General features: G+C 52.0%; 18 protein-coding genes. 4 read left to right on the top strand and 14 right to left on the bottom strand.

The window, feature by feature from the left end:
* Positions 1–1,580, top strand: a 1,580-nt coding sequence (locus tag Q0P86_RS03945) for an ATP-dependent helicase C-terminal domain-containing protein (RefSeq protein WP_295037616.1), incomplete at its 5' end; no start/stop codon positions are given.
* 55 nt (positions 1,581–1,635) lie between these two features.
* On the opposite strand, the gene Q0P86_RS03940 is transcribed toward Q0P86_RS03945, so the two are convergent.
* The 14 genes from Q0P86_RS03940 to Q0P86_RS03875 form a co-directional block, all read right to left on the bottom strand.
* Positions 1,636–3,192, bottom strand: a complete 1,557-nt coding sequence (locus Q0P86_RS03940) for a choice-of-anchor I family protein (RefSeq protein WP_290996658.1) — start codon at positions 3,190–3,192, stop codon at positions 1,636–1,638.
* Between the two features lie 25 nt (positions 3,193–3,217).
* Complete coding sequence (locus tag Q0P86_RS03935) at positions 3,218–3,637, bottom strand: hypothetical protein (RefSeq protein ID WP_290996660.1); 420 nt, start codon at positions 3,635–3,637, stop codon at positions 3,218–3,220.
* Positions 3,638–3,725: 88 nt separating this feature from the next.
* On the bottom strand, positions 3,726–4,295 hold the full coding sequence (locus tag Q0P86_RS03930; protein ID WP_294111295.1) for a hypothetical protein: 570 nt from the start codon (positions 4,293–4,295) through the stop codon (positions 3,726–3,728).
* A 64-nt stretch (positions 4,296–4,359) separates the two neighbouring features.
* Positions 4,360–4,584, bottom strand: a complete 225-nt coding sequence (locus Q0P86_RS03925) for a hypothetical protein (protein WP_295037612.1) — start codon at positions 4,582–4,584, stop codon at positions 4,360–4,362.
* A 36-nt stretch (positions 4,585–4,620) separates the two neighbouring features.
* Entirely contained in the window at positions 4,621–5,583 is a 963-nt protein-coding gene (locus tag Q0P86_RS03920) for an adenosine kinase (RefSeq protein ID WP_295037610.1), read from the bottom strand.
* Complete coding sequence (locus Q0P86_RS03915) at positions 5,583–6,461, bottom strand: rhomboid family intramembrane serine protease (RefSeq protein WP_290996666.1); 879 nt, start codon at positions 6,459–6,461, stop codon at positions 5,583–5,585. Before Q0P86_RS03915 ends, Q0P86_RS03920 begins: the two co-directional genes overlap by 1 nt.
* A 25-nt stretch (positions 6,462–6,486) precedes the next feature.
* Entirely contained in the window at positions 6,487–7,071 is a 585-nt protein-coding gene (gene coaD / locus Q0P86_RS03910; protein ID WP_290996667.1) for a pantetheine-phosphate adenylyltransferase, read from the bottom strand.
* A gap of 85 nt (positions 7,072–7,156) precedes the next feature.
* Positions 7,157–7,705, bottom strand: a complete 549-nt coding sequence (rsmD, locus tag Q0P86_RS03905) for a 16S rRNA (guanine(966)-N(2))-methyltransferase RsmD (protein ID WP_294111299.1) — start codon at positions 7,703–7,705, stop codon at positions 7,157–7,159.
* Positions 7,706–7,711: 6 nt separating this feature from the next.
* Positions 7,712–8,725 (bottom strand): hypothetical protein, encoded by a 1,014-nt coding sequence (locus tag Q0P86_RS03900; RefSeq protein WP_291023836.1) that lies wholly within the window; start codon positions 8,723–8,725, stop codon positions 7,712–7,714.
* The gene (pilM, locus tag Q0P86_RS03895) at positions 8,722–9,636 is read right to left on the bottom strand and encodes a hypothetical protein (RefSeq protein WP_295037606.1); all 915 of its coding nucleotides are present in this window, start codon (positions 9,634–9,636) and stop codon (positions 8,722–8,724) included. The genes Q0P86_RS03900 and pilM overlap by 4 nt, the downstream gene beginning before the upstream one ends.
* Positions 9,637–9,673: 37 nt before the next feature.
* On the bottom strand, positions 9,674–10,141 hold the full coding sequence (locus Q0P86_RS03890) for a ComEA family DNA-binding protein (RefSeq protein ID WP_294111303.1): 468 nt from the start codon (positions 10,139–10,141) through the stop codon (positions 9,674–9,676).
* A 39-nt stretch (positions 10,142–10,180) separates the two neighbouring features.
* Complete coding sequence (locus Q0P86_RS03885) at positions 10,181–10,882, bottom strand: 3-deoxy-manno-octulosonate cytidylyltransferase (protein ID WP_290996674.1); 702 nt, start codon at positions 10,880–10,882, stop codon at positions 10,181–10,183.
* A gap of 30 nt (positions 10,883–10,912) precedes the next feature.
* On the bottom strand, positions 10,913–11,200 hold the full coding sequence (gene gatC / locus Q0P86_RS03880) for an Asp-tRNA(Asn)/Glu-tRNA(Gln) amidotransferase subunit GatC (RefSeq protein ID WP_295037604.1): 288 nt from the start codon (positions 11,198–11,200) through the stop codon (positions 10,913–10,915).
* 149 nt (positions 11,201–11,349) lie between these two features.
* Positions 11,350–13,845, bottom strand: coding sequence for an ATP-dependent helicase (locus Q0P86_RS03875; RefSeq protein WP_295037602.1), 2,496 nt, complete (start codon positions 13,843–13,845; stop codon positions 11,350–11,352).
* 62 nt (positions 13,846–13,907) lie between these two features.
* Here Q0P86_RS03875 and dnaG point away from each other — a divergent pair, with 62 nt between their 5' ends.
* The 3 genes from dnaG to Q0P86_RS03860 all read left to right on the top strand — a co-directional run bounded on the left by dnaG (position 13,908) and on the right by Q0P86_RS03860 (position 17,949).
* Positions 13,908–16,103 carry a DNA primase gene (gene dnaG, locus Q0P86_RS03870; protein ID WP_295037600.1) on the top strand — a complete coding sequence of 732 codons (2,196 nt, stop codon included), beginning with the start codon at positions 13,908–13,910 and terminating at the stop codon, positions 16,101–16,103.
* A gap of 104 nt (positions 16,104–16,207) precedes the next feature.
* A complete protein-coding gene (gene sufC, locus Q0P86_RS03865; RefSeq protein WP_295037598.1) occupies positions 16,208–16,954 on the top strand; it encodes a Fe-S cluster assembly ATPase SufC in 747 nt (248 codons plus the stop codon).
* Positions 16,954–17,949, top strand: coding sequence for a SufD family Fe-S cluster assembly protein (locus Q0P86_RS03860; protein ID WP_295037596.1), 996 nt, complete (start codon positions 16,954–16,956; stop codon positions 17,947–17,949). The genes sufC and Q0P86_RS03860 overlap by 1 nt, the downstream gene beginning before the upstream one ends.
* Positions 17,950–18,006: the final 57 nt, after the last annotated feature.

Genomic DNA, 18,006 nt, shown 5'->3' with positions numbered 1-18,006 from the left:
CCGCTTGCGGGCTCATTGCCGAGCCGCATTGTCATGGCGCAACGCGCAATGACGTAAAAGGCGAGTGCAGCGAGACCGCTTGCGGGCTCATTGCCGAGCCGCATTGTCATGGCGCAACGCGCAATGACGTTTTGAATCTTCCGACGGCGATTCCGGAAGCTCGCGAAAAGACGGCGACCGCACTCCTCGAAAAATTCGGACTGCTCCAGGGCGGCGCCATCACCGAACTTGGCCTCAAGGCAATCCGCACACCCGTTTCCAGCATTCCGCTCGCGCTGCTCCTCGCATCGGCAAAAAGCAAAACCGACCTTCCCGACTTACTTCTCGCCGCACTAGCCTGGATTCACTCCGGCACCGAATTCTTGCAGAAGGCCAAAGTCGCCTACGACATTCTGACTCTCGCAAGCGATACGTTATCAAGAAGCCGCAACATTCCCCGCGAAGTGAGTTTCACTCTCCGACAGCTGCGGGATTATAGGGAAAATTTCACGAAACAGTCATTCTCGACCGAGCAACGCGAGGAAGGGAATCCAGAACATTTAAAAGATGGATTCCGTCGCCCCAGGCTCCAGAATGACTCATCTTTCACGATTCACAGTCTACTCAAGGCCTTCCCCGACAGGCTCGCGACCCCGAGCGGCAACGCCTACAAGCTCGCCAACCAGAACGTGATTCGTCTGCAGGTCGCAGAAGCACCATATGCGATTCTCGCCCTCAGCATGCTCCGCACCGGCGGCGGTAGCAAATCGGAACTTAAAGTTAATTTATACACGCCTATCGCCAAGGAACTTCTCGGCGGAGAAAGCGCCAAGACCCGCTACGAGCTCCTGTGGCGCAGCGGTCAAGAAAGATTCACCGGTGTAGAAATCAGCGAATCCGAAAACGCCGACGGCAGCACCACCGAGCTTTCCCGCAAAGAAATCCTCACGCAAGAGGCTTCGCCTAAGGTTCTCGAAGAACTCAAGAAACTTACCGTTGATGCATGGCGAGAAAAAATCGAAAAGGAAAACTGGAGCGGCAAGTTCCTGACCGAATCCGTCCAGACGCAGCTCATCAAGATGCGCCTTGCCGCCAAACTTTACCCGGAATACGGACTGCCCGAATTCAACGAAGAAGACATGGAACTCATCTTCGATGAATTCGCAAACGGCAAGTTCCTGCTCCGCGACATTAACGAAGACCGTTACAGGAGCATTGTCGAAGAATACTTTGGCAAGTCCATGCTGCAATGGCTCGGAAAAACATTCCCCGATCATTACGTGCTCCCCAACGGCAAGCGAGCCCGCTACAGCTATAAAGAAGTCGCCATCACCGACGACGGCAAGTCCGTACAAAGCATCGACGGCGTTCTTGTGGAAATCTCGGCCCGCATCGAAGACTTGATGCAGCTCCGCGGCGAGCACAAGATTGCCGATGGAAAATTAAAAGTCCGCTACGACATTCTGGCACCGAACTTCCGCACCATCCAAAAAACATGGGACTTGACCGGATTCTGGCAAAACACCTATGCCGAAGTGCGTAAAGAGTTACGCGGTCGCTACCCCAAGCACCCGTGGCCCGAGCAGGTCATTCAGAATTAGGAATTCGGATTTCGGAATTATTTTCAACTCTGAATTCTGAACTCTGAATTCCGAATTATTTCACCGTATAAATCGTCAGTGTTTTGCTGTATTCGTAGCCGACGACAAGCAGCGCCTGATCCGCGAGCGGGCTCTGATCTGCCGAAATGAACAAAACACCTTCGGGGCCGCGGTCCAGCGGATCCAAGTAGTAATCCACCAACTTCGGCGCTTCCGGTTCGGTAATATCAAAAACAGCAATACCGCTGGTGCGTTCCAAGCCGACAAAGGCGTAGCGGCGACGGCCCACCTCGCCCACGGCGACGTTTTCTGGTTCGCAGCCCTTGTCACTGCTGCGCTTGTCCATTTTCACTTTGCCCTTCTTGGAATTCCAATTGAAATATTCCGGTGCAATCTTAGCCAAGACACGTTCAAACATTTCACCGGAATCCCAAATGAGTTTTCCCGTTTCACCATCGAAAACACTCACGGAGCGAGATCCAAACGTATAAGCGTAAGGACACTTGCCATTATGCGTGCGGAATTTGCCTTCATCGCAGCGTTCCAGCGAACTGACAGACAAATCCTTCAGTTCCGTCATTATTTTTTCCGTAAAAACGGTTTCATCTAAACGGCCCTGTTCCTTAAGCGCAGACAGATTCGTCACATCGGTCCAGGCCTTGTAATCATTGACAGGAGCGCCCTCGTTTGCGGTCAACACAAAGTGTCTGTCTCCCGCCATGAAAGAAGCAATGCCATCGGGCTGACGCAATCCACGCAGCGGATAATAATTCTTGATATTGATTTCACCGTCACTGACGGCATCCAGCGAGAATCCATTTCTGGAATGGTCCACAAAACCCAGCGGGAAAACCTTCTTGATTTTCTTGGCGGGAACATCAATAATAGCCATGGCATTGTTTTCTTGCAGGCTCACCCACGCCACCTTGGAATCGTCAGACACCGTAATGTATTCCGGTTCCAGCGACTTTAAAAAGCCCTGATTTCCAGGAGCGCGTACGCCAGCCTTTTTCAGCGCATTCGTGTCGAGATGGTCAAAGCCGGCCACAGTAAGTTCCGCAGTCTTCCAAGATTCGGCATCTGCCTTGGGAACCGACAAAAAAGCAACACCACCCTCGGGGTCTACCGCAAAATCCAGGCTAGGCGATCCTTCGCAAGCCACCAGCAAATTCTTGCCATCGGGCGTAAACTTGATCATGTCCGGCTGGCTGCAGACCTTGTACACTCCAAGCACTTCGAGGCTGTCGGTGTAGCGCATCACCTGCACCTGGCCTTCGCGCCATTCCTCAACTTCAAGCATGCTAACCGCGACCAGGTCATTATGGACTGTCACGCTAGAGGCATTTCCCTGAACCGAAATTTCGGAAATCTTCTTGGCGACGCCAGGATTGCTTAAATCAACCACCTCAACCACACCGCCATCGCCCACCACAAACAATTTGTTCTTGGAAGGCATAAAAGCCGATATCTCGGCGGTTTTCATCGAAATCGTCGTAAGCGGAGCAAGTGAATGCCCCCACTGGAAAGGCCCCGCCAAAGAAGCCCTCATCTTCGCAAAACAAAAGCCTGCGCACAAAAGCAGGCTCACACAAACAGCTATAAACTTATTCATTCTCGCCTCAAAAAAGTAACCCCAATCACTTCATAATAAGCCACATAATCAGGAGTCCTATACCGATACCCCCCAAGAAAGAAGACGATGTCATCATCGCCGCATTACGGTGTTCTTCATCCTCTTTTTCCTTTTTCTTTTCGTTCACCTCGATCGATGTACTGAGCATCCGTGCACAAGTTTCATTGTCTTTCTTGACGGTATTGTAACTTTTCTCCCAGTTTTCACTTTTTGCCTTTTCCGTATCAATCACTGCCCGCAAGGAATCCTTTTCTACGGTACAAGCGTTATCCTGCACTTGCATGATGCTGTCACGCACGGCAAGTTCCTGTTTCAATTCAGTCTCTGCAGTCGAAATCTGTGAAGGAACAACAGTATCTTCGGCCATAGCAAACGAACCACAAAGCATAAGAGAAATTGCAAGAATTTTAGCAACACGCATCATAGTTCAAATATACAAAACCCAATCAATAAAAGAAAAATGAATAATGTTAAAAACCATTATTCATCATTCATTATCAATACTTGATTTATTACGGCAACTCGACTTGTTTTTTCCAACGGCCGTCCAAGCCCTTCACGTAATACACGCCTGGTACAAGCGCTTCGCCTGCCTTGATTCGTGTTCCGTCAAGTCTGCGAATTTCGCGGGCATTGAATGCACGCGGAGCAACATCGAGGCGTCCAAGCGCGGTCGTTCCTTCAGACGAGCTCGATTCTTCCACGGACGAACTAGAAACGTCACTGCTAGAGGATTTTTCTTCTGACGAAGAAGAGACTACGCTGCTAGACGAAGCGGCTTCACTCGAAGACAAAGCCTCAGAAGAAAAAACCGGCTGATTCTTATTCGGATCCGTCAAGACAACATGGAATTGATGGATCTGAATTTTCGTAACAGAATCCGGAAGATTCAAATTTTCGACAGTGTTTTTAACTGACGAAAGAGAATCCATTGTATTGGAATACCGCATTCTCCAGGATTCAGTCACAAATGCCTGGCCTTGCTCATTCATTCCTGTTGTCTCAATCTTATATGCAGCAATCGTATACCACCAATCAAATTGGAGTTCGAAAGTCCTAGACACCAAAAGTTCACTCGACATGTAAGCGTCATTTACAGGAATCTAGCCCTTTCTCATCGCCAGGATATGGTACGAATTCGATGCGTTATAGTCGGGGGAACTGAAACGCATTGACATCCATGATAAAAGTCGCGTAGTCTTTTTCTGCATTCAAAGTCCAAATAGCATCCGATTTGTCCCATACCGCGTACTTATACACATTGTTCGTCGTTTTGGCACACGCAACCGTAATCGAATAGGGCAAGCTCAGATTTACATTATTACGGAAGGGCTTGATTGTTTCGTAACCCACGTAGCGCTTGACGGACAAATTAGCCTAATTTTTTATTCAAAATGGAAAAATACACTAGCCGCGAGCAGCCAAGATGCGCATCCAGCCGTCTTCGGGAATCTGGGCGCCCATCACCTGGACCACTTCGTTACTCACGACGCTGCCGAGGTTTCCACTGCGTTCCATATCCCAGCCGTTCATGTAGCCGTACAGGAATCCCGACGCCCACAAGTCGCCGGCACCGGTGGTATCGATAGCCTTGGCAGGGCCCGCCTGCACATGTACCACCTTGCCACCTTTCGCTATCAGGGCGCCGCGCTTGCCGATTTTCACCACGGCAACTTTCGCCGTCTTGGCAAGCACATCGAGAGCGGCTTCTTCCTTGACTCCCGCATAGGCGTAAGCTTCGTCTTCGTTTGCGATGATGATATCGATCATTTTTTCAGCAAAGAGTTCGTCAAAGAGTTTGCGGCAGGCTTCCACCACGCCAAAGCTGCTAAAGTCGAGAGCAGTTTCTACACCAAGGCTGCGGGCCAAGGTGAAGGATTTCTTGAAGCAGTCGGCATTAAAGGCGCGGTAGCCTTCGGCATACAGCAGGCCTACGCCATCGTAAAGGGCCGGTACAAAGTCGTCACTAGCGAGGAAATCGGAGGCTCCCAGGTAAGTCCACATGGAACGCTGCGCATCGGGCGTCACTGCACTAAAAACGCAACCGGTAGCGGCATCGGAAAGACCGAGCTTCGATTCCACACCGTTATCTTGCAAGTGCTTCTTGAAAATGTCACCCAGTTCGTCGTTGCCAATTTTCGAGATAAAGGCAGCCTTGCCACCCAGGCGCGAAAGGCCCACCATGGTATTGCAGGTAGAACCACCCGGCACGCGCAGCGGATTCTGGAGAGCACCCAGGAACTTTTCCATCTGGGGCCAGTCCACCATGTTCATGCCACCCTTCTGCACGCCCTGTGATGCAATCCAGGCATCATCTACATTGGCCAAAATATCGACAAGGGATGCGCCCATACCTAAAACTTTCTTCATTAGAAGCCTCCTCGGCGGCGGCGCAACTTTTCGCTCGTCTGTAATAGAAATTGACGTTCGGACTCGTTCAGCGAGTTGATTCCTTCGCGATTGACTTTCTTCAGGATTTCATCCAGCCGCTTGTTTTCGTCCACATAAAAAACTTCACCCTCGATGGCATCGGAATCTTCACGCGGCTTGCTTTCGGAACGGCCGCCCTGATGCACCGTAAACTTTGGGCCACGCATTTTTTCAAAAGCCTTACCGAGGTTCCCGAAACCACGTTCGTAAAAATGCATATAAAGGAATCCGCCTACGACACCGCCCAAATGGGCAAAATGCGCCACGCCATCTCCCGAATGCGCCATGAACACGTCTACCGCGACCATGAACCACATCGCGTACTTGATTCGCATCGGGAAAAAGAAGAACATCAAAAGCATCCGGTTCGGGAAGAACTTGTAGTACGCCACGAAAATTCCCATCAAGGCTCCCGAAGCCCCGATAATCGGGCTATTCGTCATACCGAGCCAGAACATGGCCAAGCTGAACACCGCCGCAAAAATTCCGCAGAAAAAATACATTCCCGAAAAATGCTTTGTCCCCATCATATCGGCCACTTCGCTACCGAACATCCAGAGCATCAGCATATTGAAGAGGAAATGCCAGAAATCTACATGCACGAACATGTAAGTTACAAAGCGCCAAGCCTGCTCCGGGGCAAACGGCCAGAAGGCACCAAAGTAGGCAATGTATTCGGAAATGCTACCATAACCGAGGCCGGGCAAATTCAGGTGCAACCCGAGAATGTTGCCGCCAATGAACGCAAGGCCGAAAATGACTGCATTAGAAATCAGCAGGACTCGCAAAACTTTAGGTAAAAATCTAAAAGGTCTCATAATTATTGTGTCATCCTGGAGCGTGTCATCCTCGGAGCAAGGCGGAGGGGAGACGGGATCCAGCGCTGGATTCCCTCCCTTCGGTCGAGAATGACTGAGTTGAGGAATCAATAGTTGATGTTATTAATAAAGGAAGTACATCTTCAGGGACATATTTTGCAAGTTTTGCACTGCCCTGCTTTGTTTTGCCAATTCCCACTTTCAATAGTTCACGCACTACGGTACTAGACACCATCAAGTGTTCCGGTGCGCTAGACAAGAAAACCGTTTCGCATTCAGGGTAAAGGTTCTTATTGTTCCAGGCAACCAACTGTTCGTATTCCACATCGGCAGCCCCGCGGATTCCGCGCACCAGGAAATTCGCTCCGACACGTTTCATGAATTCCACCGTAAGGCCGTCAAAAAATTCCACCTTCACATTCGCAAGCCCGGCAACCGCCTTCCGCACCATCTCGGCGCGGGTAGCCTCGTCGAAGTAGCATTTCTTGGAAGCATTCACCGCCAAAAGCACATAAAGTTTGTCAAACAACGCTGCGGCGCGCTTCACGATATCGAGGTGCCCTAAGGTAAACGGATCGAACGACCCTGCAAATACGGCGATTTTCTTCATGACTACAATTTAGAAAAGTAGGAAGTCAGAAATTGGAAGTAGGAAGTTTTTATTCAAAAAAAATCTACTTCCTTCCGTCTTCAGTCTACTTCCTGTAAATCACAAGTGACGATTCGCCGTAGCGGCGAACCTGTACCGTTCCCGCCTCGTCCGATTCCTTGACCCATGCAGGCAAATTACGACTCGGCGCTTCGAACACGGCTACACCACCCGGATTCAGCCATTCCCAATAGGGTCGCAGGTCAGGATAATCCATATCCTTGAACGGAGGGTCGGCATAAATCAAATCGAACCCCTCGTTTGCACAAAGTAAATCCTTGTCGAGCGCAAGAGCGTTCTTTTCTAACAAAGTAAGTCTAGATTCCAAGGAAAGCGCCTTGTACGCCTGTAACACCAACCGCGCCTGGGCATGAGCCATTTCTACGGCAACAACACTTGCAGCACCGCGGCTGAGAGCCTCAATTCCCATAATGCCCGTCCCCGCAAAAAGGTCAAGCACACGGAAATTTTCGACTCCCTGCAAGATATTAAAGAGAGCTTCCCTCGTACGGGAAGCCGTCGGTCTAGTCTTGGAAGTATCCGGAGAAGGAACGTTCCTTCCCCGCATGAGTCCACCGGTAATGCGAATAGGCATATTCCGCTACTTGACAACAAACATTTCGAATCGTGTCGTCGAGAACATGTCTCGCTTAGCCTGCTTCAGTTCGATGTTCTGGATACCCATACGCACCGGAGAAGCCGAGAAGGCCACCAAGAACGCCTGCAGGTCACTGAAGTCCGACGAGGACGTTACTTTGTACATGTAACGTTTGTAGACGCCGAAATCTTCGATAACAGGCTTGTCCAGCCCGGCCAACTGAACCTTGCTTGTGGATGCCAGCGTCTTGAGAGCCTTGACTTCGCCAGCCACTTCCGCAGCAGGAACAAAACTCGATACCGACGCCATGTTCACGTTATTCACGTTGTACTTACCAAAAGCAGTAATGTCCGTCGCCGGAGCGTTTTCAGGCAGAGGCGGAGTCCTGAAGTCGGAACTCACCGCACGAATGCGTTCCAAGAAAGACTTCTGGGATTCAGACTTCGCAGCTACGCCACGCAGGTAGAAATAGTTCGGAGCCTGGAAGATGCAATCCGAGAAACCCACATCATCAGGAGTCGTGGTATTGAGGAACGCAACGAACTGTCCGACCGCGGCCTTCTGAAAAGAAAGCTTTTCAAGCGGCAAGAAGGAGTTGTAATCCGCACGCTTGTTGTTGAACAGGACCTGCGGATTGATTTCTCCCACGACCTGCTTCACCGTAATGGCATCGCGGGCGCGCTTGATCGCTTCGGCCGCAGCGGCCTGAGCTTCAAGCGAACCACCGGCGGAAGTCCGCTGTCCTTCGCCCATCATCAAAGCAGAGCGGCTAGGATCGTCCGCACCGATCAAAGACAGATACTGGGCCGGCAGAAGTCCCTGCAACGGAGCAGGAACGCCAGCAACACTCAAGAAGCAGCTGAAAGCCACAACCACGAACAGGGCGGCCAGAGCCACCGTCAGGGCCTTCTTGCGAGACTTCTTCTGCAAGTCGGCAATGCTCGTCACATTGACCGGAGCGACGTTTTCCGCTTCGACCAGACGTTCAGCGGCATCAATCAAATTCAAATGAATCATACACCCTCCATCACATTCAGGGCAGCGCCAATCGCACCGGCGCAAGAAAGCACAGCGGCAGAATCTTCCGCCTCGGTAGGCAGTCTAAGGTTCGAGAAGGAATCCATCGGAATCACCTGACAGTCCGAAAGTTTCTGTCGAAGCCCCTCCACGAACATTATGTCATTTGCCATATCGCCGCAAAGCCTGATCTGCTTTGTCACGATGGCGGCATTTTCTTCCTGGGCAACACGAATCTGTTCGGCAATACCCGACACCAGGAACTGGTAAGCCTCTTCCGGAGTCTTGTTCACCAACGAAAGCGTCGAGACGCAGCGGAGCGCCTGGAGATTATCCTTGGTGAGCCAGAGCAGCGTCACACCGGCGTAGTCAGCCTTCACCACGCAGGTCAGTTCAGTCACGTTTTCCGCAAAATCAACAAGATTCATGATCGAAAGCACGTCGACATCCATCGCCTTCGGAGCAAGCATCTTGCTACGGAAGCCCTTGCGCAGGTTGTCAACCCACTTTTCACGCACGGCAATCAGCATGACCGTAAAGCCAAGCGATTCCTCGCCACTCAAAATCTGATAGTCGATGATATAGGCGCTCGCCTCGGCATTGGTAATCAGCGAGACATACCACTTGATGTAGTCGTCCATGTTCTTTGCCGCCTCGGGTGGGACAAAAACTTGACGAACAATGGACCTAAAGGCAGGGATCGAAACCGACACGGCATCGACCGATTCAATCTGGCAGTATTCCAACCAGTTCTGAACGGCCGATTCAAAAGTGTAAACGTCATCGAGCGGACTGGTCTCCGTATCCAAGACGGCCGTCTTGAGAACGCGACGTTCGGTCCTATCCACAAGAGCCACTTTGAGGTTTGCGTCCCCCACTTCGACACCCATGTAAATCTTCGTATCACTCATATTATCAACGACTTATGTAAAAATGTACACCCTAAAACTAATCAAAATTTACACCGGAAATCATGTTTTCCAATTTTTTCTTACCAATTCCAGGCACTTTTTGCAAATCTGCACCCGATTTGAAGGGTCCATAGGCCTCCCGGGCCGCAATAATCTTCTCCGCAAGCTTCGGGCCGACCCCTTTCAGGGCGCAAAGTTCCTCTACTGTAGCAGTATTGATATGGATAGGCAAAGCCACTTTTGGTGCCGTTTTTCTCATTTTGGGATGTTTTTCGTGAAGATTCTGCCCGACGGAGTATCTATCGGTGTCAATTTTTGACACAACAGAATCGGGTGAGGGATTTCCTCCCGCATTCAAGGCTAGCGAATCGGCGGGCACAATCAGGGCGTCCCCCACCTCGAAGGTGTCGATGGAGGGAAGCCCCCAAGGCAAATATCGCATCACTATTCCAAGGACCAGCAGACAGAGTGCAAGCCGGACCACGTTTTTCTCGGGACCATTCATAGGATAACCTCCATGGTTACCCTCGACCACCAGTTATTGTTAAATTGCCCTCGTCAGGGCAGCCTCGACGGTCGCCACGTCAGAAGGTACATCCACCGAAACGGACGGATACGGACTCTGGACTATGCGAATCGGGCGTTTGCCCAAAATACGCATCTGTTCCAGGGAGCGTTCCTTTTCCACTTCACTTTGCGGCAAAGACGAGAACTCATCCCGGCACCGTCTAGAATAGGCGTAAATGCCCTGATGCTGGAACCAGCGGGAAGCGTCCTCAACCGCTACCGACCGGGTAAAATCCAGCGCATAATCGCCTTTCACCAAAACCTTGACGACCGTCTTCAGTTCAGCCTCGGCCGGATTCAGCGGACACGCGACCGTCACCCATTCGTCGGGATGACTTTCGAGTGCCGACGCCACATCACGGAGAACGGAGGGTTCCACCAGGGGCTCGTCCCCCTGCAAGTTCACCACCAAGTCCAGGCCAAGCGCCTGCGCCGCAGAAGCCACACGGTCGGACCCCGTAGCGGCAGGCCCCGTCAACACAAACTCAAATCCCGCCCGAGAGACTACCCCGGCAATTTCTTCGGAATCGGTCGCGCAGACGATACGGTCGAAACATTCCGCCCGTACCGCACGTTCCATCGTGCGCACGATCATTTCTTTGCCGAGAATTTTAACCAGGGGCTTTCCGGGAAAACGGGACGACCCCATACGGGCTGGAACTATGCAATGCACAGCCATAAAATTCCGCACCCCAAAGCAGATTCGCAACTAGCCGCCAATCACCTTCGGAATGGCGAAGTGGTCGTTTTCGACCGCCGGAGCATTCATGAAAGCCTTTTCGAGCGAGAAACCCTGCACTGGGACATCTTCGCGGAGAATCGTCGCACCGTTTTCGACGGCGGTCATCGGTTCCACGTCAGAAAGGTTCAGGACCTTAAGGGCGTCCAGATGGTTCAGCATCTTGTCCAGGTGACCCTTCACGGATTCAATATCTTCTTCGGCGACTTCGAGCCTAGAAAGCTTCGCGAGCTTCAAAACTTCTTCACGTTCGAGCATAAAACCTCTTTTCTTACGACCACAAAATAGCAAATAATCTAGCCCAAAAAGCAACTCTGAGTTGCATAATCAATTCGGATTTCAGATTTCGAAGTTCGGAATTATAATTTTCAGCTTAAAAATCCGAATTCTGGATTCCGCATTCCGAGTTAACCGACTATTTGCAGCGCCGCATACTTCAAAATAATGGTGCGAATCGTCGGATCGTTACCGAATCGGACATCCACGCGGGCATTGTCGCCCGAGCCATAGCACTTGACAATCGTCCCGACGCCATACTTGGAGTGGCGTACACGGACTCCCGGATGGAACGGATTCTCGCTAAATTCGTCGAAGACTACACGCGGGCCGGACGCTTCCGCGGGCTTAGGCGGAGCCGCCACCTTGATCGGATTACGGTAGACGATGCGCTTGTCGTTCTTCTTCACGGAATTCGGGATAGAAGGCCGGCTAAAGCCGTGCGAGCCGAAGTTGTTCGGGCGTGAAGAACTGCCGCCAAAGCTACCCGACGGTCTACGCGGGGAACTGGGCGGAATGTTCGGGCGCGGCGGACGCGAGAAATGTTGACCCGAGAAATCCTGGTTGAAGTCGTCTCCACCGAAGCCACCTCCAAAGCCTGAATCAAAGCAAGGCTTGAAATCCACAACGGACGGATCGAGTTCCTTCAGAAAACGCGACGGCGCGAACGGGCGAATGTTTCCTTGGAAGAACCGGCGTTCCGCGTGGTAAAGGTACAGCTGTTTTTCGGCACGGGTACAACCCACGTAGAAAAGGCGGCGTTCTTCTTCCATCTGCTCGTTCATCTCGGCGCCCGACATCATCGAGGACATGCGGATAAGCGGGAAGATTTCTTCGTCGCAGCCCGCAATATGCACGGTATTAAACTCGAGCCCCTTCGCCATGTGGATCGTCATGAGCGTCACCTGGCCCTTCGAGTTATCCACCTTCTTGTCTGCATCGGTAAGGAGCGAAATATCCTGAAGGAAGGCATCGAGAGTCGCCCCCGGATGTTCTTCGTCGAATTCGCGGATGGCGTTCACCATTTCGTCCAAGTTGCCGATGCGTTCATCGGCGGTAATCTCATCTTCCTTGCGCAGGAATTCCTTATAGCCCACGTCGTTAATGATGCGTTCCGCAAGAATGGGAAGCGGAGTTTCGCCCGCGGCAACAAGCGCCTTCCAGTTAAGAACCAGGTCCGTAAATCCCTTGAGCTTGGGGGCGGTACGGCCCACGCCATTCGCTTCGGCGAGCAAGTTTTCCCAGAAGGTTCCTTCGCCGTTGCGTTCACGTTCCAAGATATTTTCAACGGTCGTCTTGCCGATGGCTCGCGGCGGCGTGTTGATTACGCGCAGGTAGGCGGCATCGTCCTTTTCGTTAGCCAAGAGGCGCAAGTACGCGAGGACATCCTTGATTTCCTTGCGGTCCCAGAATCGCATGCCGCCAAAAATCACCGACGGAATGCGGCGGTCATTCAGCGCCTTTTCCAAGGCGCGGGACTGCGCATTCGTGCGGTAGAAGACCGCCGTCTTCGCATAAAAATCGGGACCAGCCTTCGCAATCGTATCGGCAATAGCAGAAGCTTCGCCACGGTCATCCATAAAGTGGCGCACATGAATAAGTTCGCCCGCATCTTCCTTGGAGAACACATTCTTCTGCATTTCTTGCGGACGGATGTTGTGCGCAATCACGGAACCTGCGCCCTTCACGATGTTCGCCGTGGAGCGGTAGTTGCGTTCAAGCTTTACAATCGTCACCGGGGCAAAGTCACGGTGGAAGTTGCGGATAATCTTGATGTTCGCGCCGCGCCAGCCATAAATACTCTGGTCGTCGTCGCCCACCACCGTCACATTTTTTTGTTCATTTATCAATAATTTCAACAATTCATACTGGACGTCGTTGGTATCCTGGTATTCGTCCACCACCACATAACGGAATCGCTGAGCCAACTGATCAGCCAGTTTCGGCAATTTCTGCAACATATAAACGGTGTTGAATAGCAAGTCATCGAAGTCCATCGCGTTCGATTCCTTGAGACGCTTCTGGTATTCGGCATAATACTTCGCGCGCTTTTCTTCGTCGGCAAAGGTCGCCATTTCAAGCGCGATATCTGGCGTCTGCAACTGCGCAAATCCACCCTTGTTCAAAATGGTATTCTTGTACTTCGAAATTGCCGCATGCAACTTTTTGACTTCGGAGGCTTCAAAGTTGTCGCCCAGGTCTTCCTTCAAGATTTCCTTGAGGATCCGCTTCTGGTCGTCGTCGTCGTAAATCGAAAAATTGCCATCGTACCACTGACCGCCCATGGCGGCCACCACCGATTCCTTCGAAAGGCAAAGCTTCAACAGGCGCAGGCACACGGAGTGGAAAGTCCCCATCCAGCTGAAGTTCATATTACAATCAAGTAACTTCTGGATACGCGACTTCATTTCACGCGCGGCCTTGTTCGTAAACGTCACCGCCAAAATACGGTCCGCCTCGACCCCGTGCTGCGAAACGAGGTGGGCAATCTTATAGGTAATGCAACGCGTCTTTCCCGAACCTGCACCCGCCAAAATCAGCATCGGCCCGTCAATTTTCTTGGCAGCCGCCGCCTGCTCCGGGTTTAATTCACGATCAAGAACTGCACCATCTACAATGTTTGCCATCAAGCGCTCCTATATGATATACGGATGTGCAATATAGCAAATATTTTTTTATATTAGCACCCGTGGCGTTCTACTCAAACGAAATCATTCAGCAGCTCAAGGCCCATGCGGACATCGCATCGGTCATCGAGAATTTTGTACCGCTGAAACGTTCGGGTAACGGGCGCTTCCTGGGCGTCTGCCCCTTCCACGACGACCGCAGCCCATCGATGAACGTAAACCCGAGCCTCGGCATTTACAAGTGCTTTGCCTGCGGCGCGGGTGGCGACGTGTTCAAGTTTGTACAGGAACACGAAAAGATGGACTTCAAGGGAGCTGTTGAATGGGTCGCCAATTTTACCGGCTTTGCCCTCCCCCAGCTAGGTGCCCCCGAAAACAACGAAAAGACCGAAGAACGCGCCATGGTCCGCAGGCTAAATGAACTCGCCTGCGAATGGTTCGAACAGGAACTTTCACGTTCTCCCAAGGCTCTCGAATACCTTTCGAGCCGTCACATTACCGACGAGACTCGCAAGCGATTCCATATCGGATACGCGCCCGACGGACGCGAAGGCTTTATCGGATACGCCGTGAAGAACGGTTTTTCGCCGCTGGACTGCGTGAAAGCGGGACTTGCCGTCCAAAAGGAAAATGGAGGCATCTCGGACAAGTTCCGTGACCGCCTGATGATCGCCATCCAGAATATGTCGGGCATCATCGTTGCATTCGGCGGCCGCGACCTCTCTGGAAAAAGCCACGCCAAGTATATGAACAGCCCCGAAACAGAGCTCTATCTCAAGAGAGACATTCTTTTTGGGCTGTACCATAGCAAACAAAGTATCGCCAAAGAACGCGAAGTGATTATTGTCGAAGGCTACTTTGACATGATCAGCCTTTTTCAGGGCGGCGTCACCAATGTGGTGGCCGCCTCGGGAACCGCACTTACCGAGCTGCACGCAGGTATTCTCGCCCGCTACGCCGAAAAGGCATACCTTGTATTCGACGGTGACGAGGCAGGTAGAAAAGCGACTTTCAACAGCCTAGCAATCGTACTCCCCAAGGGAATCGCTCCACGCATTTTTGCACTTTCGCGCCCAGACGGGACCAAGATCGACCCCGATAACTTTGTAAACGAGTTTGGAGCAGATGCGTTCAGAGAAGCACTCAAGGGATCCGAGGACTGGCTTTCTTACCTGATGCGAATCCGCGACATGGAAAGCCCCGAAGAACGCGCAAAGCTCGTCACCTTCGCGAAGTCGCTCGTCAAGAGCATCCCCGACCACGAACTGCGCAACCAGTACGTGAAACTGATTTCGGAACGATTCAACACGGACCGTTCACTCTCGCAGGTAAAGGCCCTGAAGCCGCAAAAAAGTTTTGATGAACGTCGCCCCGCCCACGGAAACGGCGCACCTAACGCAAACGGCGAAAACGCAGAGGTCATCCCGCAGTTGGAACAGGCGGCAACCCTAAACTGGTCTTCAATTCCTCCGATGGAAATCCGCTTTGCAAACCTGGTTCTCCGCAACCCGACGCTGATGGACCGCGCCCTGGAATACTTCGACATGGACTGGGCCGCAAGCGGAATCCAGATGTTCGAATCTCCGGTGGTCGAAGAATTCGTGAATTCCGCAATCGCCCTGTACGCCGAAACAGGAGCTATGTCGCCCCAGTTGCTTTACAACAACGTGTCGCCCACGCTCAAGCTGTTCCTGGAAGGACTTCCCGAAGAAAAGTGGAAACCGCCCCAGGAAATCGTGGAGTTCTACCAGACTCTCACCGTTCTTTCGACCAAGCTCTGCGACCGTCAAAAGCACCAGATTCCGCTGAACACCAACGAGGCCGTCTCGGTGCGTATGCAGATGTCCAAGTTTACGCAGGGAATGCAGAAACTGAACAACCTGTTCAACGCCGAAAAAATCAACATCGACGCCTTTGCAGACCAGGTGGTACGCAGTAGGACTCCCCTGATGCAGTTCCAGGTCGCCATTCAAAACGGCGAACCCGTTCAGACCGAAGTCACTCCGTCCATTCCCACGCAAGCTGCCGCAACAGCACAGCAAAATGCGCAACCCAGTGCAGCACCGTTTGTCACCCCGCAACCCCAGCAGACCCCTGCAGAATATGCCGATAAGCAAATGGCCACAAGCGAGCCGCACACAAACAATGACGAACCGCCCGAAGGTTTCGAGCCTCCCCCGCCCTCCGATGACGACGAGGAAGCCTACTCCTACGGCAGCGACGAGAACTTCAACGAAGACTTTGACGACTTCGGGTAAACCGTTCGTCTGATTATAAGAAAAATTGATATGACACTGGCCGCAAGTTTTTCTAAATTTGTGCCGTAAAAATTGATTCTAGCGCAAAAAGCGCCGGAGGTAATATGCTGTCCATCAAGAACCTGAAAGCAAGTATCGAAGACGGAACCCAGATTTTGAAGGGTATCAACCTGGAAGTCAAACCGGGTGAAGTTCACGCCATCATGGGCCCGAACGGGTCTGGCAAGAGTACGCTTTCAAAGGTAATCGCAGGCCACCCCGCCTATACCGTGAACGACGGTTCCGTGACTCTCGACGGCAAGGACCTGCTCTCGATGGAAATCTGCGACCGCGCCAATTCGGGCCTCTTCATCAGCACGCAGTACCCCACCGAAATTCCGGGCGTGAACAACGTGGAATTCTTGCAGATGGCGCTCAACTCCAAGCGCGCTTACCAGGGGCTTGAACCGCTCGCCGACGCCGACTTCAAGAAGCTTTGCGAAGAAAAGATGGCCATGCTCGAAATGGACGACCGTTACCGCGACCGCGGCGTGAACGACGGCTTTAGCGGCGGCGAAAAGAAGCGCAACGAAATTCTGCAGATGGCGATTCTGGACCCGAAGGTATCGTTCCTCGACGAAACGGACTCGGGCCTCGACATTGACGCTCTCCGCATTGTGGCTCACGGAATCAACCAGATTATGTCGCCCGAAAAGGCCGTGATTCTGGTAACGCACTACCAGAGGCTTTTGGACTACATCAAGCCGACTTACGTGCACGTGCTGCGCCACGGTAAAATCATCCTGAGCGGCGGCCCGGAACTTGCGCTTAAGCTCGAAGAACAAGGCTACGACTGGATCGAGGAAAACTAATGGACGCCATTACCCGCATTAAACAGTTGGGAATGCCGCGTCGCAACAACGAATTGTGGACGTTTTTCCCGGTCAACAAGATTCCGAACATTCTGAGTGCGGACGAAAATTGCCGCATTGCAGACGTATGCTCCAGCAACGAAGACTTCGCATACGAAGAAGACTTCGCCGCCCTTTTGCCGATTGTATGCAACGCCCGTGAACTCGTAAAGACAATCGGTGACGGCGAAAATGAAATGGCGATGCTCAAGTGCAACAACGACTTCGGCCGCACGGTCTTGAACATCGGCAAGAATGCGAAGGCAAGCATCGAAATCCTTGACAACAAGGTGATGCACGAAATTTGCGCAGAACGTTTCGACATCAATGTTGCCGAAGGTGCCGAACTCGAAATCTTTTTTGCAAACCCCGCAAACGACTTGCCGCTGACCTTTAGGCATTTCAACATCAAGCAAGCAGCACACTCGACCGTGCATTTTGCAAACGTCTTGCAAGATGCAGGCATTGGTCGCATCAGTGCACGCGTCGAATTGAACGGCGAAGACGCCAACTTCGATTACCGCAGCCTGAACATTCTGAAGGGTACAGCCTCCAAGCACCAGCGCCTGACGATTTTGCACAACGCCCCTGAAACGGCGAGTACGCAATTTGTTCGTAACATTCTTGACAAAAACGCTTACGCCAGTTACGACGGCCAGGTGGTCGTGGGCAACAGTTGCAGCAAGGTGAATTCGAGCCAGCTGGTAAATACGATTCTTTTGAGCGACGGCCCGAGCGTTTCGGTGAAACCGGTGCTCAAGATTTACCACGACGACGTGGAATGTACGCACGGCAATACCGTGGGCGAACTCGACAAGGATCAGATGTTCTACCTGACGAGTCGCGGAATTCCCTCCGACAAGGCCCGTGCAATGCTCACCAAGGCATTTGCAAAGGAACTGTTCCTGGAACTGCCCGAAGGCCCCGCCAAAAAGCGGCTGATGCAGGTAATTTAGAGGTTCCCAAATCGAGATTTGCTAGATGCGACCTCGGCCTCGCTAACTCGACTCGTT

The sequence above is a fragment of the uncultured Fibrobacter sp. genome, from assembly GCF_946062555.1.
Taxonomy (GTDB): domain Bacteria; phylum Fibrobacterota; class Fibrobacteria; order Fibrobacterales; family Fibrobacteraceae; genus Fibrobacter.
The sequence above is the reverse complement of the archived record's forward strand: the minus strand, read 5'-3'. Positions and strand labels throughout refer to the sequence as shown.